The following is a 21,223-nucleotide window of genomic DNA, read 5'->3' as shown; positions in this document are numbered from 1 at the left end:
AGTCAATTATAGTGGTCTGACCACCTTGGGATTGAACTCTCCGACCCAAAAATCTTACAAACTTTAGGAGATGACGAAATGTCTATGTTACGCGAAGAAGCTTTGCACATGCACAGAATACATCAAGGAAAACTGGAATCGAAATCAAAGGTACCTGTGCGTAATGCCAAGGATTTAAGCCTCGCTTATTCACCTGGTGTTGCCGAACCTTGTAAAGATATTTATGATGACAAATCTAAAGTCTATGATTATACGATGAAGGGGAACACGGTAGCTGTAGTATCTGATGGTACAGCTGTTTTAGGACTTGGAAATATTGGACCAGAAGCTGCATTGCCCGTAATGGAAGGAAAAGCAGTTCTGTTCAAAAGTTTTGCTGGTGTAGATGCATTCCCTATTTGTTTAAATACGACAGATGTGGATAAAATTGTTGAAACGGTAAAACTGCTTGAGCCCACATTTGGCGGAGTAAACCTAGAGGATATTGCAGCACCTAATTGCTTCGTTATCGAAGAACGTCTAAAAAAAGAAACGAACATTCCGATTTTCCATGATGATCAGCATGGAACAGCTATTGTTACACTTGCGGGATTAGTAAATGCTTTAAAACTGACTGGCAGAGAAATGTCCAAAATCAGAGTCGTCGTAAACGGTGCTGGAGCTGCCGGAATTGCCATTATTAAATTGCTGGATCGCTTTGGTGTTAAAGACATTATTATGTGTGACACAAAAGGTGCAATTTATGAAGGACGTCCTTTTGGTATGAACAGTGTGAAAACAGAAGTTGCAAGATTTACAAACCGCACAAAATTAGAGGGTACTCTTTCTGATGTGATTAACGGTACCGATGTATTTATTGGTGTCTCTGTTGAAGGAGCACTCACAAAGGCAATGATCGAATCCATGAACCCAGATCCAATTATCTTTGCAATGGCAAATCCAAATCCAGAGATTATGCCTCATATCGCACGTGAAGCAGGTGCTATGGTTATTGGTACTGGCCGTTCAGACTTTCCTAATCAAGTAAACAACGTATTGGCTTTCCCAGGTATTTTCCGAGGGGCGTTAGACGTTAGAGCAACACATATTAACGAAGAAATGAAAATTGCAGCTGTACATGCTATCGCAAATCTTGTTAACCCGACTGAATTGAATGCAGAATATGTTATTCCGGCTCCATTCGATCCGAGAGTAGCACCGAATGTTGCAGCAGCAGTTGCTACAGCAGCTATGGAAACAGGAGTGGCAAGAATTAAAGTAAACCCAGATGATATTGCAGAAAAAACAAGAAGGCTGGCTATCATCGGTAAAGATGAATGAAACCGGTAAAGGAGAGAGGAATGTCTGTCCAACCTACCGAAAAAGTATATATTGAGATTTTAAAAAAATTAAGATCAATTATTGTAGAAGATGAACTGCAAGCGGGTGACAAACTTCCTTCTGAACGTGAGCTTACTGACCGTCTGTCGGTGGGCAGATCCTCAGTACGTGAAGCATTAAGGGCCCTTGAACTGCTAGGTTTAATTGAAACTCGGCGGGGAGAGGGCACATTCATTCGTGAAGCGACAGGACATCGTCTTGTAGAAGTGTTAGCTTCTTTCATATTAAATGATGAAAAAGCACGTACCGATTTACAGGAAACACGTCACATTGTTATTAAAGATTGTGTAGAATTGGCCATCATGAGATGTACATCAGCAGAAAAAAACAAGCTGGAAGAATTGATCGATAGAATGAAAGATGCTTCTGTGGATAAAATCAATCTAGCCTGTAAACAATTTGAAAAAGTAATCATTCAATCTTGCAATAACCATCTTCTTTATCGTTTATATGTCGAGCTTACAGGTTACGGTTCATCCTTACTTAGAACAAATTCACATTGGCCTCCAGAGATGTGTGTGGAAGTCATGGAACTTTTTCAGCAAAAAAAGGCTAAGGAGTTAACGGATTTGTTATCAAAACAAAACGATGCAGTTCATCGTATATAACTAGGTGGTGTTATTCATTTATGATTAAAGGTTTGTTCGTAAAAAAGAAAAAATATGCCACAATACCAACCGATCGAGCAAAGCAAGATGTACCTGAAGGGATTATGAGTAAGTGCCCTGAATGTAAACACATCATGGTTTCAAAAGAATTAAGAAAAAACCTGATGGTATGTCCAGGATGCCAATATCATTATCCGATGTCTTCGCAGGAAAGAATCGCAAGTTTAATTGATGAAGGAACTTTCGTTGAATATGATTCTGATATGATTTCAAGTAATCCGCTAGATTTTCCGGATTATGTTGAAAAACTTGAAAGTGACCGTAAAAAAACAAAAATTAACGAAGCGGTTGTTACTGGTGAAGGTCAAATCAATGGCATAAATACAGCAATAGCTATAATGGATTCTCGTTTTAGAATGGGCAGTATGGGTTCAGTCGTTGGAGAAAAAATTACCCGTGCCATCGAGAATGCCATTGAAAAGGAATACCCGTTTGTTATATTTACTGCTTCAGGCGGAGCGCGTATGCAAGAAGGTGTGCTTAGTCTCATGCAAATGGCAAAAACGAGTGTTGCTTTAAATAAATTAAGTAATAGAGGATTACTATTTATTTCTGTTATGACCCACCCAACCACTGGGGGAGTGTCAGCAAGTTTTGCTTCTGTAGGTGATTATAATTTTGCAGAACCTCGTGCATTAATTGGGTTTGCGGGGAGAAGGATCATCGAGCAAACGATCCGCCAAGAACTTCCGGATGATTTTCAAACGTCAGAGTTTTTATTAAAACATGGTCAATTAGATGATGTAATCCATCGAAGCGAAATGAAAAAAACGTTAGGGACATTATTAAAAATCCATAATGAAGGGAGGCGTTAAGTATGGCAGAGCTAGAATTTGAAAGACCGATCCACGAACTTCAAAAGAAAATAGCTGAATTAAGAGCTTTTATGGACGAAAAAGGAATCGATTTAACGGATGAGATTAAAAGACTCGAAGAAAAGCTCACGAATCTGGAGCAAAGTACGTATTCAGAGATGAAACCATGGGACCGAGTTCAAATTGCCAGACATGCTGAACGTCCAACTACCCTTGATTATATTAAGTATTTATTTACGGACTTCATTGAGCTTCATGGTGACCGTCTTTTTGGAGATGATGAAGCCATTGTTGGCGGCGTTGCATTTTATAAAGAGCTTCCCGTTACTGTAATTGGTCATCAAAGAGGTAAAGATACAAAAGAAAACTTGCGCCGTAATTTTGGAATGCCTCATCCAGAAGGTTACCGTAAAGCATTGCGTCTCATGAAGCAGGCTGAGAAATTCAACCGGCCGATTATCTGTTTTATTGATACAAAAGGGGCTTACCCGGGAAAAGCGGCAGAAGAAAGAGGCCAGAGCGAAGCAATCGCACGGAACCTTGTTGAAATGGCAGGGTTAACAGTACCTGTTATTTGTATTGTCATAGGAGAAGGCGGAAGCGGTGGAGCTCTTGCTTTAGGTGTGGGCAACTATGTTCACATGCTCGAGAATTCCACGTATTCTGTTATCTCACCTGAAGGTGCTGCTGCTATTCTTTGGAAGGATGCTTCTCAGGCAAGAAGAGCAGCTGAATCCATGAAAATTACGGCTCCTGATTTAAAAGAATTAGGTGTCATCGATGAAATTATTGAAGAAGTAAAAGGCGGAGCGCATAAAGATGCAAAACTTCAATCGGAAAAAATTGATGAAGTTCTGGAACTATCTTTAAACACACTTCTATCCATGTCTTCTGAAGCGTTAATCGAACAGCGTTATGAAAAATATAAAAAAATCGGACAATTTGGGTCTGTAAGCGATTCCATTGTTGTTAAATAGGGAATGTGCCTTTCCATCTAGGGAAGGGCGCATTTTTTTGGTTTTAGTTGTCTATTGTGTTCAACATTTGAACATGATATTTTAGTAAGACGAGAGAACTAGAGAGGTGAAAGTTTCATGAAACGGATAGGGGTTTTAACCAGCGGAGGCGATGCTCCCGGTATGAATGCTGCCATTCGTGCAGTTGTTCGTAAAGGGATATTTCATGATTTGGAAGTTTTTGGGATATACAATGGTTATGCAGGATTAATTTCAGGGAACATTAAAAAACTAGAGCTTGGATCTGTTGGGGATATCATCCACCGTGGCGGTACCATGCTTCATTCTGCCCGCTGTTTAGAATTTAAAACACTAGAAGGACAGCAAAAGGGGATCGAACAGTTAAAGAAATTTGGAATAGAAGGCTTAGTCGTTATCGGTGGCGACGGATCTTTCCAAGGTGCAAAGAAATTAACTGAACAAGGATTTCCTACGATTGGTGTTCCGGGTACAATTGATAATGATATTCCTGGAACTGATTTCACAATCGGATTCGATACGGCTTTGAATACAGTTATTGATGCAATTGATAAAATAAGAGATACTGCTACATCACATGAACGTACGTATATCATTGAAGTGATGGGACGTGACGCAGGAGATTTGGCTTTATGGGCCGGCCTTGCAGATGGTGCTGAATCTATTATTATTCCAGAAGAAGAACATAAAGTAGAGCAAATCGTGCAGAAGCTACAAAGAGGTCACGATCGCGGTAAAAAACATAGTATTATTATCGTTGCTGAAGGCTGCGGAAGCGGTGTTGATGTTGCAAACCAGATTGAAACTCTTACCGGTTTTGAAACGAGAGTTACTGTTCTTGGCCATATTCAGCGCGGCGGATCTCCATCAGGTTTTGACCGGGTGTTAGCGAGCCGCCTTGGTGCTAGAGCTGTAGAAATCCTTTTAGAAGGAAAAGGCGGTCGAACAGTAGGGATTGAAAACAATACACTTGTCGATTATGACATTACAGAAGTTTTATCACGAAAGCACACAATAGATAAAGATATGTACCGGTTATCTCAAGAGTTGTCTATATAAAAATTCCGATATTGCATCGTATGGCTTCTGCTGACAGAAGTCTGTACGATGCCTTCTTGCGAAAAAAGAAAATCAGGAGGCCATTTTTATGATGCGCAAAACAAAGATTGTTTGTACGATAGGTCCTGCAAGCGAAAGTATTGAAAAACTGAAAGCGTTGATGGACGCTGGAATGAACGTAGCACGACTTAATTTTTCACATGGAGACTTTGAAGAACACGGACAACGAATCAAAAATATCCGTGAAGCTTCAGCTGAATTAGGGAAGACTGTAGCGATTCTATTGGATACGAAAGGTCCGGAAATCCGCACACAAACACTTGAAGGCGGAGTAGCAGAACTGACAGCAGGCAATGAAATTGTCGTTTCTATGGAAGAAGTTGTCGGGAACGAAAAGAAAATTTCTGTAACTTACCCTGGACTTGTAGATGATGTTCATGTTGGTTCTCGTATTTTGCTTGATGATGGCTTGATTGAACTTGAAGTAACGGAAATCAAAGCAAAAGAGCTAACTGCAAAAATTCTTAACTCTGGAACTTTGAAAAATAAAAAAGGTGTAAACGTACCAAATGTTAGTGTGAAGCTTCCTGGTATTACAGAAAAGGATGCAATGGATATCGAATTTGGTATTAAACAAGACGTTGATTTTATCGCGGCTTCTTTTGTTCGCCGTGCAACTGACGTATTAGAGATTCGTGAAATTTTAGATAGAAATCAAGCGAACCATATTCAGATTATCCCTAAGATCGAGAACCAAGAAGGTGTAGATAACATTGACGAGATTCTTGCCGTTTCTGACGGATTGATGGTAGCTCGTGGAGATTTAGGTGTAGAAATACCAGCAGAAGAAGTACCTCTTGTACAAAAAATGCTGATTAAGAAGTGCAACGAATTAGGAAAACCTGTAATCACGGCAACTCAAATGCTTGATTCAATGCAGCGCAACCCTCGTCCGACACGTGCTGAAGCAAGTGACGTAGCTAACGCTATTTTTGATGGTACAGATGCTATTATGTTATCTGGGGAAACCGCTGCAGGGACATACCCTGTTGAAGCTGTTCAAACGATGCATAAAATTGCCAGCCGTGCAGAGAGTTCTTTAAACTTTAAGAATCTATTGTCATCCCGAAGCAAAGAAAGTAAAACAACGATTACAGATGCCATTTCGCAATCTGTTTCCTTTACCGCTCTGAACTTAGATGCTGATGCAGTTATTACAGCAACTGAAAAAGGCCAGACAGCACGAATGATTTCAAAGTATCGTCCTAAGGCACCTATTATTGCAGTAACAAGCAATGAGGATGTTTGCCGAAAGCTTGCACTTGTTTGGGGAGTAACTCCTGTTAAAGGGCACAAAGCGAATACAACAGATGAAATGTTCCAAGTAGCGATCGATTCAGCTATAAAAGCAGATGCCGTACAGCATGGCAATTTAGTTGTCATCACTGCAGGTGTACCAGTAGGCGAATCTGGTTCAACAAATCTAATGAAGGTCCATATTATTGGAGATGTTTTAGCGAAAGCACAAGGAATCGGTCAATCTTCTGCATCAGGAAAAGTAGTTGTAGCTAAAAATGCGCAAGAAGCAATGGAGAAAATGACTGAAGGTGCAATCCTCGTAACAGTAGGAACGGATCGCGATATGATTTCAGCATTTGAAAAAGCAGCAGCAGTCATCACTGAAGAAGGCGGATTAACGAGCCATGCAGCAGTTTGCGGTGTTTCATTAAGCATACCGGTAATTGTCGGTCTTCAAAATGCTACTGAGATCTTTAAAGATGGACAAGAAATTACAATTGATGCTTCTGTCGGTTACATTTATGATGGAAGAAAGAACGTTATCTAATCTAATAATAAAATGAAAGAGAAGGCACGAAACCTTCTCTTTTCTTATACGTAAAACTGGATACGTATAAGTAATTAGAAAGCGGTGAATGAAATGTTCCGAAAATTATTGTTCCTCTTTATCCTAGTCCCTGCTATTGAAGTCGGCTTGTTTATTGCCGCTGGAAAGTATATCGGATTTCCGGTAACGATTTTGATTATTTTTTTAACGGGAATAATCGGGGCATACCTTGCAAAACGAGAAGGACTTGAAACGATTAAAAAAGTTCAGTCCCAAATTCAAAACGGACAGATGCCTGCCGACGCCGTTTTGGATGGTGCCTGTATTTTAATTGGTGGAGCACTTCTTTTAGCACCTGGTTTTTTAACGGATATTATGGGGTTTTCATTACTTTTCCCGCCGTTTAGAAAAGTGCCAAAGTTATGGATAAAAGCCTTTTTATTTAATAAAGTTAAAAACGGTCAATTTTATTTCATTAGAAGACGCTGATCAACAAGGAAGAACGCCCGCTTTTATCAAGTAAGCAGGCGTTCTTTTTTTATTGGCTGTTTTCAAAGAGATTGCTTTTTAATGTTAACTCTTTTATATACGCTCTTATCTTTTCTAAAAGAATGTTGCTTTTTAATCCTTTTTTATTTTCTTCTTTGACAGTTGATTGGAGTGAAGGGTGTGAGACTCCTGCGGGACAGGCGGGCAGGTGAGACACTTAAAAGAGAAACGTACGAATGTGGCTCACCGCCTGCCCCGCGGAAAGCGAGCAACCTGGAACGGAAATCAACTACTTTCAAAAGCAACAAAGTTTACGAAAACAGCCTTTATTTGATGGGTCTCATGATAAACTGATAAATTTCTTGAAAAAACTTTGCTTCGTATAAAGCACGAAGTATAACGAGAAAAACTGGACCTATTATTAATCCAATAAATCCGAATAACTGAAAACCAGCAAATAAAGATATAAGAGTAGCAAGAGGGTCTAAACCAATCGTAGAGGACAATAATTTTGGTTCCATCACTTGTCTTTGAATGACGACAATTCCATATAAAATCGAAAGACCAATGGTTAATGGGAAGTTGCCCGTTAAAAAGCAGTAGGCGATCCACGGGAGGAAAACAGCCCCTGTTCCTAGATACGGAAGAAGGTCGATTGCCCCTATTAAAATGGAGATCGTTACCGCATAATCAATACGCAAAATAAGCAGTCCTGTTAGAACAATAAAAGCTGTAATTGATATTAATGTGAGCTGGGCTTTTAAAAAACCAATTAAAGCTTTCCGAAGTTCTATATAAACGGCTTCTACAGTATGGGTTAGCTTGTCAGGAAAAACGCTTGTTACATACCCTGTTAAACGGTACCAATCCTTACTTATAAAAAATGCTGCCAAAAGAGAGAAAGTAAAAACGGTTAATATGGTAGGTAGGCTTACGATCATAAGAGAAACGCCGTTTATTACACCTTGCGTTATGTCTGTAGCATTTGTTGTGATATTAGTACCCACTTTTTCAATATTGTCCATGACTGTTTCCTGCTGGTTAGAACCTAATTTACTATAGATCGATAATAAGTCATGATATAGCGGAAGTACGTTTGTTTTAAAATAGTTTTCAAAATAATAAACCAGTTCTTCGATATATCCCGGTATTTCATGAGCAATATACGCAAATCCGGTCATCATTTCCTGGATAAGCAAAATAATAAGTAATACAACGAAGCCAAGCAGAGCTAATAAGGATATAATAACGGCAAGTGCCCGGTTGATCTTGAATCTTTTTACTAAAAAACTCACGATCGGATTAATAATAAGAGCAATAATTGCACCTGCTATAAAAGGATAAAGAATCCCGGAAATGTAATATCCTATAACGATAAATCCGATAATAATCAAAAATATACTGGTTAAACGAAGTATCCGATGTGTAATTTCTGGAAGCATTTCATCACCTGCTTTCAAAATGAAAATAGAAAGGACACGAGCATGGAATCTATTATTTTTTTAGTTGGTCTTCTGTTAATTGGAGTGATTGCAAAAAATCAATCACTTATGATAGCAGCAGGTTTTTTAATTCTATTGAAATTAACAGGATTAGGCGGAAAATGGTTTTCTTTTATTCAGCAAAAAGGAATTAACTGGGGGGTTACCGTTATTACGATAGCTGTTCTGATCCCTATAGCTACAGGCGATATTGGATTTAAGCAGCTTCAGGAATCCTTAAAATCGTATTATGCATGGATTGCTTTGCTTTCGGGAATATTTGTTGCTGTGATTGCAAGTAAAGGTCTCCACCTTTTGCAAGACGACCCGCATATAACGGCAGCTTTAGTATTTGGCACGATTCTTGCAGTAGCCCTTTTTAAAGGGGTGGCGGTTGGCCCGTTAATTGGTGCTGGCATCGCTTATTTAGCGATGAGAATTGTGGATTTCTTTACAACGTAGTACAATCAAAACGTATGAATTATAGCATATCCGTTCACAAAAATCAGATTATTGTTTATAATTGATATGTATGTCCCATTTCCTTTAAATAGTCTTTCATTTTTCTAACGTGTTACTAAACATTTAGAAGTCGGAGACCCAACGATTAAATCCGGCTTTTTAAAGAATGAAAAATGTAAGCTCTTTCTATTTTTTAAAAAGTGAAACAATTAAAGGAGAAGAGAGAAAAACAGAAAAAAAGGAGAGATAGCCATGACAGCTACAAGAGGATTAGAGGGAATTGTTGCAACAACTTCTTCTGTCAGTTCTATCATTGACGATGTATTAACCTATAGAGGATATAGCATTGATGACTTGGCTGAACATGCAACTTTTGAAGAAGTTGTATACTTGTTATGGAATAAAAAACTTCCTAACCAATCTGAGTTAGAACAGTTTAAGGCAGAACTTTCAGAAGCGAGTGAACTTCCAGCTGAATTGCTAGAACAAATGAAATCGCTTCCTTTGAAAAATGCTCATCCAATGACAGTTTTACGTACCTTAATTTCTATGTTGGCGATGTACGATAAAGATGCAGAGGATATGTCTACAGAAGGCAATTACAAAAAAGCAATTCGTCTTCAGGCACAAATCGCATCAATCGTAACAGCTTTCTCACGCATCAGAGAAGGCAAGGATCCTGTATCTCCTAAAAAAGAACTTAGTTTTGCAGGTAATTTCTTATATATGTTAACAGGCAATGAGCCTGATGAGATTTCTGAAACTGCAATTAACAAAGCATTAGTATTACATGCTGACCATGAGTTAAATGCTTCTACCTTTACTGCACGGGTTTGTGTAGCTACACTTTCTGACATTTATTCAGGTGTAACAGCTGCCATCGGAGCACTAAAAGGACCACTGCACGGCGGTGCAAACGAACAAGTTATGAAAATGCTTTCTGAGATCGGCGAAGAAAATAATGTCGATTCATACTTAGATAAAGCAATTGAAAACAAACAAAAAATTATGGGCTTCGGACACCGTGTTTATAAAAATGGCGATCCTCGTGCAAAGCACCTGCGCGAAATGTCCAAGCAGCTTACTACGATTACTGGCGAAGAAAAATGGTACACAATGAGTGTGAAAATTGAAGAAACGCTTAAGCAGAAAAAAGGTCTGCTTCCGAACGTAGATTTTTACTCTGCCAGTGTTTATCACAGTTTAGGAATTGACCATGATTTGTTTACTCCTATCTTTGCAGTAAGCCGTATTTCCGGCTGGAACGCACATATTTTAGAACAATATGAAGATAATCGCCTAATCCGCCCGCGTGCTGATTATATCGGGCCTGATAAACAAATGTATGTTCCTTTAGATCAAAGATAAATTAAAGCTAATAAGTACGACTTCAAAAAAGAGAAGGGTTTCTTCTTCTCTTTTCACTATGTTTTTTAGTAGACTAGTATAGTAATTGTATTTGTAGAAATAGGAGGAATTGATTATGTCTAACGGAGAGCGTATTACAGTTGACAACGGAGTGTTGAAGGTACCAAATGAAGCAATTATCCCTTTTATTGAAGGTGACGGAACTGGACCAGATATTTGGGCTGCAGCTTCACGTGTATTAGAAGCAGCTGTTGAAAAAGCATATAACGGTGAAAAGAAAATCGTTTGGAAAGAAGTTCTTGCCGGAGAAAAAGCATTCAACCAAACTGGTGAGTGGCTTCCTGCAGAAACTTTAGATGTGATCCGCGAGTATATTATCGCGATTAAAGGACCATTAACAACTCCAGTTGGCGGAGGAATTCGTTCTTTAAACGTTGCACTTAGACAAGAATTGGATTTGTTTACTTGTCTTCGTCCTGTTCAGTATTTTAAAGGTGTTCCATCTCCAGTAAAACGCCCTGAAGATACGAACATGGTTATTTTCCGTGAAAATACTGAAGATATCTATGCAGGTATTGAATATGCAAGTGGTTCTGACGAAGTGAAAAAATTAATCCAATTCCTTCAAGACGAAATGGGAGTTAAAAAAATTCGTTTCCCTGAAACTTCTGGAATCGGTATCAAGCCTGTTTCATCTGAAGGTACGAAGCGTTTAGTGCGTGCTGCGATCCAATATGCAATCACTGAAGGACGCAAGAGTGTAACACTCGTTCATAAAGGAAACATCATGAAATACACTGAAGGAGCTTTCAAAAACTGGGGTTATGAGTTAGCAGAAGCTGAATTCGGAGATAAAGTATTCACTTGGGCTCAATATGACCGTATCGTTGAAGAAAGCGGTAAAGACGCAGCAAACAAAGCGCAAGCTGATGCTGAAGCTGCTGGCAAGATTATCGTTAAAGATTCAATCGCTGATATCTTCCTTCAGCAAATTCTTACTCGTCCAGCTGAATTTGATGTAGTAGCTACAATGAACCTTAATGGTGACTACATTTCTGATGCACTTGCTGCACAAGTAGGCGGAATCGGAATTGCTCCTGGAGCAAACATCAACTACGAAACAGGACATGCCATTTTCGAAGCGACACATGGTACTGCACCAAAATATGCAGGTCTTGATAAAGTAAACCCTTCATCTGTTATTCTTTCAGGTGTATTAATGCTTGAACACTTGGGCTGGGGTGAAGCAGCTAAACTTGTACTTACATCAATGGAAAACACTATTGCAAGTAAAGTGGTAACTTACGACTTTGCACGTTTGATGGATGGTGCAACTGAAGTAAAATGTTCTGAGTTTGCAGACGAACTTATTAAAAATATGTAATTAATAATTAAGCCCCTTACTTCAGGGGCTTAACTAAAGTTAATATTTGATAACGTTCCTATATTGTTCCTGGAGGGGAAAACATGGCAAACAAGCGTAAAAAGGTTTCAGTAATTGGTGGAGGATTTACCGGAGCAACTACTGCTTTTATTTTAGGACAAAAAGAAATTGGGGATGTTGTATTAGTTGATATTCCTCAAATGGAAAATCCTACAAAAGGTAAAGCGCTAGATATGATGGAAGCTAGTCCTGTTCAAGGCTTTGATGCTAAGATCACTGGAACAAGCAACTATGAAGATACAGCCGACTCTGATGTTGTTGTAATTACCGCTGGTATTGCACGCAAACCAGGTATGAGCCGTGATGACCTCGTTAATACAAACGCTGGGATCATGAAAAGTGTAACGAAGGAGATTGTAAAGTATTCTCCTGAGTGTACTATTATCGTACTGACAAATCCGGTTGATGCAATGACTTACACAGTGCTGAAGGAGTCTGGTTTCCCTAAACAGCGTGTAATCGGTCAATCAGGAATCCTTGATACTGCTCGTTTCCGCACTTTTGTTGCTATGGAATTGAACCTTTCAGTTAAAGACGTAACAGGATTCGTTCTTGGTGGACATGGTGATGATATGGTACCACTTGTTCGTTATTCCTACGCTGGAGGAATTCCTCTAGAGAAACTTATCTCAAAAGATCGTCTAGATGCTATCGTGGAACGTACACGTAAAGGCGGCGGTGAGATCGTTAACCTGCTAGGAAATGGTTCGGCATATTATGCACCTGCTGCTTCACTTGTTGAAATGGTTGAGGCGATCGTAAAAGATCAACGCAGAGTTCTACCGTCCATTGCCTTCCTTGAAGGTGAGTATGGGTATGATGGAATCTGTCTGGGAGTTCCGACAATCATCGGGGGGAACGGACTAGAGGAGATTATCGAATTAGAGCTGACTGGCGAAGAGAAGTCTGCTCTTGACCAATCTGCTGAATCAGTAAAAGCTGTAATGAAGGTATTGGCATAAGGAAGATTCGGGGGTTCATCCCCGAATCTTTTCTCCTATTTAAAATGTAAGCGTTATCATAAAGAGGGGGATTAAAATGCTGATTGGCAAAAAGAGAAAGCTTGGTAGAAAAATTAATGAGATTCAAGCTGGAGAAAAATTGGAGCTTCAAGAAACGATAGAAGATAAAGACTTATTATTATATTTAGGGCTGACAAATGATAATAATCCTCTTTATATACAACATGATTATGCAACACTGACTCCGTTTAAAAAACCGGTTGCACCTCAAATTATGCTGATGGGAATGATTACATCAGCTGTATCGAAGTATTTGCCTGGTCCGGGAAGTTCGATTACACAGTCGCACTTTCAATTTATAAAGCCTGTTTATCATTATTCAAAACTAACGTTCTACTTTGAAGTGACGAAGGTAGACCGTGAAAAACATGTAGTGGATATGAAAGCAAACGCAATAAATGAAGATGGAGCAACAGTTCTTCAAGCTCAATTACAAGTTTGTCCGCCATATCCGCCAAAACCAATTACTTCTCAAACAATGGAAAATTTTTAAAGAGATAGATCCGATCCTTAAGACGCGAATTTGTGTTTTAAGGATCTTTTTGTTTTTTATCCTAAAGACTTGAGGGAAAAGGGTGTGAGACTCCTGCCCTGAGGAAAGCGGGCAGCCTGGAACGGAAATCAACTGCGTTCAAAATCTACAATGAATACGAAAAAAGCCTTAAAAAAAGGAGGATTATTGTAAAGGCTATGTAAAAGTAATATTAAGCAAGTGTGAAATATTCTCGATTTTTGTACACACTAATAAAAAAATAGTATGATAATTTTGTACAAGTCGTTAATAAGGGTGGGAATAGCATTGAGCCAAAAGTTACTCGTTGTAGAAGATGAACTCTCAATATCAACATTGTTGCAATTTAACCTGGAGCAAGCAGGATTTCAGGTAATAACGGCAATGGATGGAAAAAGTGGATTAGAAAAAGCTGAAAACGAAAACCCAGACCTCATTATTCTTGATTTGATGCTTCCTGAGATGGATGGGTTGGAAGTATGCAAAGAACTCCGCTTAAGAAAATTAAACTTTCCTATTCTCATGCTGACGGCTAAAGATGATGAATTTGATAAAGTGCTTGGATTGGAATTAGGTGCTGATGATTATATGACAAAGCCTTTCAGTCCAAGAGAAGTAGTTGCTAGAGTGAAAGCCATTCTCCGCAGGACGGTCATAAGCAATGAAACGGAAGAAAACAAGAATCATTCAGAACATCTTAAAATAGGAGAAGTGGATATTTATCCTGAAAATTATGAAGCCTATTTTAAAGGAAAAGCACTAGAGTTAACACCAAAGGAATTCGAATTGCTAGTATATCTTGCCAGGAATAAAGGGCGTGTTCTCTCTAGAGAGCAGCTGCTATCGGCCGTATGGAACTATGATTTTGTTGGTGACACAAGAATTGTTGATGTTCATATTAGCCATCTGCGCGACAAAATCGAAATAAATACACGTAAACCAATTTATATCAAAACGATTAGAGGGTTAGGCTACAAATTAGAGGAGCCTCAAATCTAATGACGGAATTTAAAAACCGGGTACTTACATTTTTCCTGCTCGGGATTTTGCTCGTATTTGTTCTATTGGCACTTATTATGGGAAACATTGTTCATCACTCTGTTAAAGATAAAAGATTAGAGTTTTATGTGAAAGAGATGCGGTTAATTGAACAAGTCATACAAAACGATAAAGAGCCATCTCATATAAACCAGCTTTTAAAATATGTATCGAAGGATTTAAACGGTGATATTTTTGTATTAAATTCTGATTGGAAAGTCATATATTCTTCAGACCACCAAAATTCGAAAAACATGTTATCCTATTTTTTAAATGGAAAACGCAATGCTCCCTCACGAGAAGAACTAGTTATGATGAATGAAAACGGAAAAACCTACTATGCATTAAAAAGGGACAAAACGGATGCTCCAGGATTCATTCAGTTAGTTGTACCAGAAGGGTTTGCCGAATCACAGGAAAGATCGATCTGGGTGATGATGTCGGTTGGTTTTTTCATTTGTTTTGTTATTATTTTATATGTTTCTATTCGGGTCATCCGTAAAATTGTACGGCCTGTTGAAGAGGCAACAAAAACGGCAAAAGAACTAACAAAAGGAAATTACAAGGCAAGAACATTTGAATATTCCGGAGAAGATATAGGCGAACTTAACTATTCACTTAATGTGTTAGCAAGAAATCTTGAAAAAATGACGAAATCTCAAGAATCGCAGCATGACCGATTGACAACATTGATTGAAAACATGGGAAGCGGATTGATCTTGATTGATTCGAATGGCTATATCAATCTCGTTAATAAAGCCTTTAAAGAAATTTTTGAAGAGCACACGGAATTTTGGACAGGACATTTATTTTATGAAGTGTTTCCGCATTCTCCGATTAAAGAGATTGTTCAAGAAACATATTTAACAGAAAAAAATGTAAGAAAAAATGTAGTACTACCCATTCATATTGAACGTAAGCATTTTGATGTCTACAGTGCTCCTGTTCTTGATATAAAAGGAAAGCTGCGTGGGATTGTACTCGTATTTCATGATATTACGGAATTGAAGAAACTTGAGCAAGTCCGAAAAGATTTTGTTGCAAATGTCTCCCATGAATTGAAGACCCCTGTTACCTCTTTAAAAGGTTTTGCAGAAACTTTATTAGATGGAGCAGGTGAAAATGAAGAATTCCGAAATAAGTTTCTGACCATCATTTTAAATGAAAGTGATCGACTGCAAGCATTAATTCAAGATTTGCTCGATCTCTCTAAAAGTGAGCAAGGGTTTAATCTAGATGTTCAAAAAGTAAACTTGCACGCGTTAGTAAACGAAACAATTGAAATTCTGCATCCTAAAGCTGAAAAGAAGAACATTAAACTATCTGTCTCTGTCTCTGGAGACCCTATGATGGACGGAGATTCACTTCGACTCAAACAAATAATTATTAATCTCGTTTCAAACAGTCTTACCTATACACCAGTTGATGGCACAGTCAAAGTCAAAGTAGAAGAACTTGAAGGCCAAATCAAATTCTCTGTGAAAGATACCGGAATTGGGATAAAAGAAAGTGAGATACCAAGAATATTTGAGCGGTTTTATAGAGTTGATAAGGCTCGGAGCAGGAACTCAGGCGGTACTGGTCTTGGACTAGCAATTGTTAAACATCTTGTAGAAGCACACCATGGTTCAATAAACGTGAGAAGCAAACTAGGTGAAGGATCCGAATTTACGATCTTGTTCCCTAAAGAAATAAAAGGAACGTAAGATTTACAATTCCTTTACACCTTTGTTTTCATTCATTAACAGTGTTGATCTATGATTAAATTATCCTTTTTCAGTACCCCCTTACGCGAGAGTCGTTCCTATGACTCTCGCCTTTTTTTATTTTTTGCTGATTGATAAGCGGTGAATCTCATCGTCAGCTTCATTTTCTCGGTGCTCATTTATGCGTACTCTGCTCCTGCGGTTACTCGTCGCAACTCGCTGTCTTCGTGCAATCAATGCTCGTAACTCCGCGCATCTAAAAATTCACTTCCTCCACCTTCTTGCTTCTAAATTAGCAAATGGTTGGCTTGATAAGCGGTGAATCTCATCGTCAGCTTCATTTTCTCAGTGCTCATTTAGGTTTACTCTGCTTCTGCGGTTACTCGTCGCAACTGGCTGTCTTCGTGCAATCAATGCTCGTTACTCCGCGCATCTAAAAATTCACTTCCTCGACCTTATTGCTTCTAAATCTGCAAATGGTTGGATTATAAGCCTCAAATCTCTTTCTTTTTGGTTGGCTCTTTTCTAAAATATGTTGCTACAGAGAGTTTTTTAAGTTCTTCATTGTGTAGTTGATTGAAGGTGGAGGTGAGACACTTAAAAGTGAAACGTACGAATGTGGCTCACCGCCTGCTCCGCGGAAAGCGAGCAACCTGAAACGAAAATCAACTGCTTCCAAAAGCAACAAAGTATACGAAAACAGCCTTTCTAAAAGATTTGTAAAGTACCTTCTTTGAAAATTTTAGAGGAAATCAACAGCTTCGTTTATTAAGTCTCTTTACTAAAAAATTGTTGCTTTTAGCTTGTAATGTTTATTTTCTTCAGTGACAAGTTGATTGGAGTGCAAGGTGCGAGACTCCTGCGGGACAGGTGGGCAGGTGGGCAGGTGAGACACTTATAAGTGAAACGTACGAATGTGGCTCACCGCGTGCCCCGCGGAAAGCGAGCAACCTGTAGCGGAGGTCAACCACTTACAAGACCAACAAAGTTTGCTGAAAAAGCTTTTCTAAAAGATTGTCACTACAGAGAGGTTTTTTGAAGTCCTTCATTTTAAAGTTGATTGAAGTGAAGGTGTGATACTCCTACGGGACAGCCCCGATAAGCTAAAGAGAAATGGACTAAGAAGCCGCTTTTTGCCTTCGTGACAATTAAACTTTTGACCTCGAAAGGCTAGCCGCTGCAGCTAGACAGGTGAGACCATTTAAAGTCGCAATGCAACAAATGGGCTCACCGCACACCCTGCAGAAAGCGAGTCCAAAGAGCGGTAATTAACCCATTCAATAGCAGCTAAGATCACAAAAACAGCCTACTTTTTTGTATCTGCAAGTGGTCATGATACAATAGAAACAGAGAATACCCTTGGGAGGTAACGGACTTGGGAGATAAAACGAAAAAACTAGTATTAATTGATGGAAACAGTATTGCATACAGAGCTTTTTTTGCATTACCGCTGTTAAATAACGATAAAGGCGTATACACAAATGCCGTTTACGGATTTACACAAATGCTTTTGAAAATATTAGAAGATGAAAAACCAACACATATTCTCGTAGCGTTTGATGCGGGTAAAACAACGTTCCGCCACAAAACTTTTGGAGAATATAAAGGTGGACGTCAAAAAACACCACCAGAGCTGTCAGAACAATTCCCGTTTATTAGACAGCTTTTAGATGCATTCCAAATTAAGAGATATGAACTTGAAAATTATGAAGCAGATGATATTATCGGTACGCTTGCTTCCCAAGCTGTTGAAGGGGAGTGGGATGTCAAAGTATTTACGGGAGATAAAGATTTACTCCAGCTTGTAACACCGGATATTCAAGTAGTTCTTACGCGAAAAGGGATTACTGAAGTCGAAGCATATACCGTCGAACAAGTAAATGAGCGTTACGGAATTACACCTCTGCAAATCATCGATATGAAAGGGTTGATGGGAGACCCTTCTGATAACATTCCAGGTGTACCAGGTGTCGGTGAAAAGACAGCCATTAAATTAATCAAACAATATGGATCGGTGGAAAAAGTGCTCGATTCCATAGATGAGATATCAGGAGCCAAGTTAAAAGAACGTCTTACCGAAAACAAGGAACAGGCTCTAATGAGTAAAGAACTGGCTACCATCACAACTGAAGCTCCTATTGAATTAGGCATTCATGATACAACATACGAGGGATATAGCACATCTTCTGTCTTTCCTCTTTTTAAAGAACTTGGTTTTCAATCATTGCTTGACCGTTTAGGCGGTGATGAAGAAATCCTTCCTGAAACAGAGAAAGAGGAGCTCCGTTTTCAAACGGTAACATCAATTGAATCAGACATGCTTTTAAATCCTTCAGCACTTGTAGTTGAAACGCTTGCTGAAGATTATCATGGAGCACCTATACATGGCATAGGATTAAGCAACGAAAGCGGTACATATTTTATTTCCGCTGATGATGCTGAAAAATCAGATGTATTTAAAAAATGGCTTGAAAACGAAGAAGAAAAGAAATACTTATTTGACGCAAAACGAGCGCATGTTGCTCTTCATGGCAAAGGGATTGCGCTAAATGGCATAGATTTTGATATTCAGCTTGCTTCCTATCTACTTAATCCAGCTGAATCTACGGACGATGTAGCGTCAGTAGCAAAACAGTTTGGCCAGCAAAATGTAGATGCCGATGAAAGTATATATGGTAAAGGTGCTAAAAAGAAAATAGCTGAAAAAGATATTTTAGCTGAGCATTTAAGCAGGAAAGCGAACGCTATTTATCATTTAAAAGCAATGCTTTCTGAAAAGTTAGAGGAAAACGAGCAGAGTCATCTTTTTTATCAGTTAGAACTTCCTCTTTCTATCGTACTTTCTAAAATGGAAGAAACCGGTGTTCGTGTAAAGGCTGAAACTTTAAAGAAAATGGGTGCTGAGTTAGAAGGACAGCTTTCGGTTCTTGAAAAAGATATTCATGAACTCGCAGGCGTAACATTTAATATTAATTCGCCAAAACAACTTGGTGAAATTTTATTTGAAAAATTAAATTTACCGGCTGTTAAAAAAACAAAAACAGGCTATTCAACCTCTGTTGATGTATTAGAAAAATTAGAAGGTAAGCATGAAATCATCAGCAAAATTTTAACGTATCGCCAGCTAGGTAAACTGAGATCTACTTATATTGAAGGCTTGTTAAAAGTTGTACATGAAGATACTGGGAAAATTCATACTCGATTCAACCAAGTACTTGCTCAAACAGGCCGTTTAAGTTCGATCGATCCTAATTTGCAAAACATACCAATTCGCCTTGAGGCAGGCAGAAAAATCAGACATGCTTTTGTTGCTTCTAATCCGGATTGGAAGATATTAGCTGCTGATTATTCGCAAATCGAATTGAGAGTACTTGCTCACATTTCGCAAGATGAAAACTTAATAGAAGCTTTCCAAAAGGAAATGGATGTTCATACAAAAACCGCGATGGATGTTTTTCATGTTAACGAGGATGAAGTGACTTCCGAGATGAGAAGACATGCTAAAGCCGTTAATTTCGGTATTGTTTACGGAATTAGTGATTACGGACTTTCTCAAAGTCTTGGTATTACTAGAAAAGAAGCTGGGGAATTTATTAAGACATACTTAGACAGCTTTCCAGGTGTACAAAATTATATGAGTGATAGTGTGGCAGAAGCGAAACAAAAGGGATACGTTTCTACTTTGCTGCACAGACGAAGATATTTGCCGGAGATCAACAGCAGAAACTTTAATCTAAGAAGCTTTGCAGAAAGAACAGCAATGAATACTCCAATTCAGGGAACGGCTGCTGATATTATCAAAAAAGCAATGGTTGATATGGATAAGCGGTTAGCAGATGAAGGATTTGAAGCCAAAATGTTATTATCCGTACATGATGAACTAATTTTTGAAGTTCCTGAACACGAAATTGAAAAACTCGAAAGAATTGTTTGTGATGTTATGGAGAACACAGTGAAGCTAGACGTTCCATTGAAAGTAGATGTCAGCTGGGGAAATTCCTGGTTTGAAGCAAAATAATCGCTAACAGCATCACCGTTATTGGTGGTGCTGTTTTATCGAAAGGATGTGATCATGTGCCTGAATTACCTGAAGTAGAAAATGTCAAAAATACGTTAAATCAATTTCTTCCGGGAAAAGTGATTGAAGAGGTTAAAGTTTATTGGGAAAATATCATTAAACATCCTCAACTTGAAGAGTTCATCTTAAGACTTCAGGGACAAACGTTCCAACACGTTTATCGGAGAGGTAAATTTTTAATTTTCCACCTTGAAGAGGATTCTTTAGTTTCCCATTTACGAATGGAAGGAAAGTATGGTTTATATCCTTCTGATGACTCAGCTGATAAACATACGCATGTCATCTTCCGTTTTACTGATGGAACAGAACTTCGGTATCGTGATGTACGTAAGTTCGGAACGATGCATGTCTATCCTAAAGGAACAGAAGAAAGCCATCTGCCCTTGAATACACTGGGAGTCGAGCCTTTGTCCGATTCTTTAACTGCCGGTCTTTTGAAAAGAATATTTGCAAAAACGAAACGAAATATTAAAGCAGTCCTTTTAGATCAAACAATGATTGCAGGTTTAGGAAATATTTATGTCGATGAGGTACTTTTTCAAGCGAAAATTCATCCAGAGACACCTGCAAATGAGCTCTCATTGCATCGTTTGAAAAAATTAAAAATAGCGATCACAGATATTTTATCAGAATCAGTAAAACACGGCGGAAGTACCATTCGGTCATATACAAATTCTATGGGACAATCCGGAGGCTTTCAGCTGAAATTATTTGTGTACGGCAGAAAAAATGAAGCATGCAGAGTTTGCGGACATGAGATTGAACGGATCGTTGTAGCGGGAAGAGGAACTCACATATGTAATCACTGCCAATCATAAACCAATTTAACACTCCTTTCATATACTACTTTACCGTTAACTG

17 protein-coding genes are annotated in these 21,223 nt (G+C 38.7%); 16 read left to right on the top strand and 1 reads right to left on the bottom strand.

The window, feature by feature from the left end; translation table 11 throughout:
- Positions 1–78: 78 nt before the first annotated feature.
- From J2X07_RS13545 to J2X07_RS13515, 7 genes are all read left to right on the top strand, one after another.
- Positions 79–1,320, top strand: a complete 1,242-nt coding sequence (locus J2X07_RS13545) for an NAD(P)-dependent malic enzyme (RefSeq protein ID WP_310259581.1) — start codon at positions 79–81, stop codon at positions 1,318–1,320.
- A gap of 20 nt (positions 1,321–1,340) precedes the next feature.
- On the top strand, positions 1,341–1,988 hold the full coding sequence (locus tag J2X07_RS13540) for a FadR/GntR family transcriptional regulator (protein ID WP_310259578.1): 648 nt from the start codon (positions 1,341–1,343) through the stop codon (positions 1,986–1,988).
- Positions 1,989–2,008: 20 nt separating this feature from the next.
- A complete protein-coding gene (gene accD / locus J2X07_RS13535; RefSeq protein WP_310259575.1) occupies positions 2,009–2,863 on the top strand; it encodes an acetyl-CoA carboxylase, carboxyltransferase subunit beta in 855 nt (284 codons plus the stop codon).
- A 2-nt stretch (positions 2,864–2,865) separates the two neighbouring features.
- Positions 2,866–3,840: an acetyl-CoA carboxylase carboxyl transferase subunit alpha gene (accA, locus tag J2X07_RS13530; protein WP_310259572.1), complete on the top strand. Its 975-nt coding sequence runs from the start codon at positions 2,866–2,868 to the stop codon at positions 3,838–3,840.
- A gap of 117 nt (positions 3,841–3,957) precedes the next feature.
- Positions 3,958–4,917 (top strand): 6-phosphofructokinase, encoded by a 960-nt coding sequence (gene pfkA / locus J2X07_RS13525; RefSeq protein ID WP_310259569.1) that lies wholly within the window; start codon positions 3,958–3,960, stop codon positions 4,915–4,917.
- 91 nt (positions 4,918–5,008) lie between these two features.
- Positions 5,009–6,763 carry a pyruvate kinase gene (pyk, locus tag J2X07_RS13520; RefSeq protein WP_310259836.1) on the top strand — a complete coding sequence of 585 codons (1,755 nt, stop codon included), beginning with the start codon at positions 5,009–5,011 and terminating at the stop codon, positions 6,761–6,763.
- 93 nt (positions 6,764–6,856) lie between these two features.
- A complete protein-coding gene (locus J2X07_RS13515; protein ID WP_310259566.1) occupies positions 6,857–7,252 on the top strand; it encodes an FxsA family protein in 396 nt (131 codons plus the stop codon).
- A 326-nt stretch (positions 7,253–7,578) separates the two neighbouring features.
- On the opposite strand, the gene ytvI is transcribed toward J2X07_RS13515, so the two are convergent.
- Positions 7,579–8,694: a sporulation integral membrane protein YtvI gene (gene ytvI / locus J2X07_RS13510; protein ID WP_310259563.1), complete on the bottom strand. Its 1,116-nt coding sequence runs from the start codon at positions 8,692–8,694 to the stop codon at positions 7,579–7,581.
- Between the two features lie 42 nt (positions 8,695–8,736).
- Here ytvI and J2X07_RS13505 point away from each other — a divergent pair, with 42 nt between their 5' ends.
- From J2X07_RS13505 to mutM, 9 genes are all read left to right on the top strand, one after another.
- Complete coding sequence (locus J2X07_RS13505) at positions 8,737–9,195, top strand: DUF441 domain-containing protein (RefSeq protein ID WP_310259560.1); 459 nt, start codon at positions 8,737–8,739, stop codon at positions 9,193–9,195.
- A gap of 252 nt (positions 9,196–9,447) precedes the next feature.
- Complete coding sequence (gene citZ, locus J2X07_RS13500; RefSeq protein WP_310259557.1) at positions 9,448–10,563, top strand: citrate synthase; 1,116 nt, start codon at positions 9,448–9,450, stop codon at positions 10,561–10,563.
- A gap of 115 nt (positions 10,564–10,678) precedes the next feature.
- Entirely contained in the window at positions 10,679–11,947 is a 1,269-nt protein-coding gene (gene icd / locus J2X07_RS13495) for an NADP-dependent isocitrate dehydrogenase (RefSeq protein WP_310259555.1), read from the top strand.
- 83 nt (positions 11,948–12,030) lie between these two features.
- On the top strand, positions 12,031–12,969 hold the full coding sequence (mdh, locus tag J2X07_RS13490) for a malate dehydrogenase (RefSeq protein WP_310259552.1): 939 nt from the start codon (positions 12,031–12,033) through the stop codon (positions 12,967–12,969).
- A 76-nt stretch (positions 12,970–13,045) separates the two neighbouring features.
- Complete coding sequence (locus tag J2X07_RS13485; RefSeq protein WP_310259549.1) at positions 13,046–13,522, top strand: MaoC family dehydratase; 477 nt, start codon at positions 13,046–13,048, stop codon at positions 13,520–13,522.
- 306 nt (positions 13,523–13,828) lie between these two features.
- Complete coding sequence (locus tag J2X07_RS13480) at positions 13,829–14,539, top strand: response regulator transcription factor (RefSeq protein WP_310259547.1); 711 nt, start codon at positions 13,829–13,831, stop codon at positions 14,537–14,539.
- Positions 14,539–16,284 carry a two-component system histidine kinase PnpS gene (pnpS, locus tag J2X07_RS13475; RefSeq protein WP_310259545.1) on the top strand — a complete coding sequence of 582 codons (1,746 nt, stop codon included), beginning with the start codon at positions 14,539–14,541 and terminating at the stop codon, positions 16,282–16,284. The genes J2X07_RS13480 and pnpS overlap by 1 nt, the downstream gene beginning before the upstream one ends.
- Positions 16,285–17,659: 1,375 nt before the next feature.
- On the top strand, positions 17,660–20,302 hold the full coding sequence (gene polA / locus J2X07_RS13470) for a DNA polymerase I (protein WP_310259542.1): 2,643 nt from the start codon (positions 17,660–17,662) through the stop codon (positions 20,300–20,302).
- A gap of 56 nt (positions 20,303–20,358) precedes the next feature.
- Positions 20,359–21,180, top strand: a complete 822-nt coding sequence (gene mutM / locus J2X07_RS13465) for a DNA-formamidopyrimidine glycosylase (protein WP_310259539.1) — start codon at positions 20,359–20,361, stop codon at positions 21,178–21,180.
- Positions 21,181–21,223: the final 43 nt, after the last annotated feature.

It is taken from the genome of Fictibacillus barbaricus (genome assembly GCF_031457135.1).
In the GTDB taxonomy this organism is placed as follows: domain Bacteria; phylum Bacillota; class Bacilli; order Bacillales; family Fictibacillaceae; genus Fictibacillus; species Fictibacillus barbaricus_A.
Note: the sequence above shows the minus strand (reverse complement) of the source record. Positions and strands in the feature narration are given on the sequence as shown.

What these genes read in the sequence shown, in the direction of transcription:
- J2X07_RS13545 (WP_310259581.1), top strand. Translation starts at nt 79, where the DNA reads ATGTCTATGTTACGCGAAGAAGCTTTGCACATGCACAGAATACATCAA.
- J2X07_RS13540 (WP_310259578.1), top strand. Translation starts at nt 1,341, where the DNA reads ATGTCTGTCCAACCTACCGAAAAAGTATATATTGAGATTTTAAAAAAA.
- accD (WP_310259575.1), top strand. Translation starts at nt 2,009, where the DNA reads ATGATTAAAGGTTTGTTCGTAAAAAAGAAAAAATATGCCACAATACCA.
- accA (WP_310259572.1), top strand. Translation starts at nt 2,866, where the DNA reads ATGGCAGAGCTAGAATTTGAAAGACCGATCCACGAACTTCAAAAGAAA.
- pfkA (WP_310259569.1), top strand. Translation starts at nt 3,958, where the DNA reads ATGAAACGGATAGGGGTTTTAACCAGCGGAGGCGATGCTCCCGGTATG.
- pyk (WP_310259836.1), top strand. Translation starts at nt 5,009, where the DNA reads ATGCGCAAAACAAAGATTGTTTGTACGATAGGTCCTGCAAGCGAAAGT.
- J2X07_RS13515 (WP_310259566.1), top strand. Translation starts at nt 6,857, where the DNA reads ATGTTCCGAAAATTATTGTTCCTCTTTATCCTAGTCCCTGCTATTGAA.
- ytvI (WP_310259563.1), bottom strand. Translation starts at nt 8,694, where the DNA reads ATGCTTCCAGAAATTACACATCGGATACTTCGTTTAACCAGTATATTT.
- J2X07_RS13505 (WP_310259560.1), top strand. Translation starts at nt 8,737, where the DNA reads ATGGAATCTATTATTTTTTTAGTTGGTCTTCTGTTAATTGGAGTGATT.
- citZ (WP_310259557.1), top strand. Translation starts at nt 9,448, where the DNA reads ATGACAGCTACAAGAGGATTAGAGGGAATTGTTGCAACAACTTCTTCT.
- icd (WP_310259555.1), top strand. Translation starts at nt 10,679, where the DNA reads ATGTCTAACGGAGAGCGTATTACAGTTGACAACGGAGTGTTGAAGGTA.
- mdh (WP_310259552.1), top strand. Translation starts at nt 12,031, where the DNA reads ATGGCAAACAAGCGTAAAAAGGTTTCAGTAATTGGTGGAGGATTTACC.
- J2X07_RS13485 (WP_310259549.1), top strand. Translation starts at nt 13,046, where the DNA reads ATGCTGATTGGCAAAAAGAGAAAGCTTGGTAGAAAAATTAATGAGATT.
- pnpS (WP_310259545.1), top strand. Translation starts at nt 14,539, where the DNA reads ATGACGGAATTTAAAAACCGGGTACTTACATTTTTCCTGCTCGGGATT.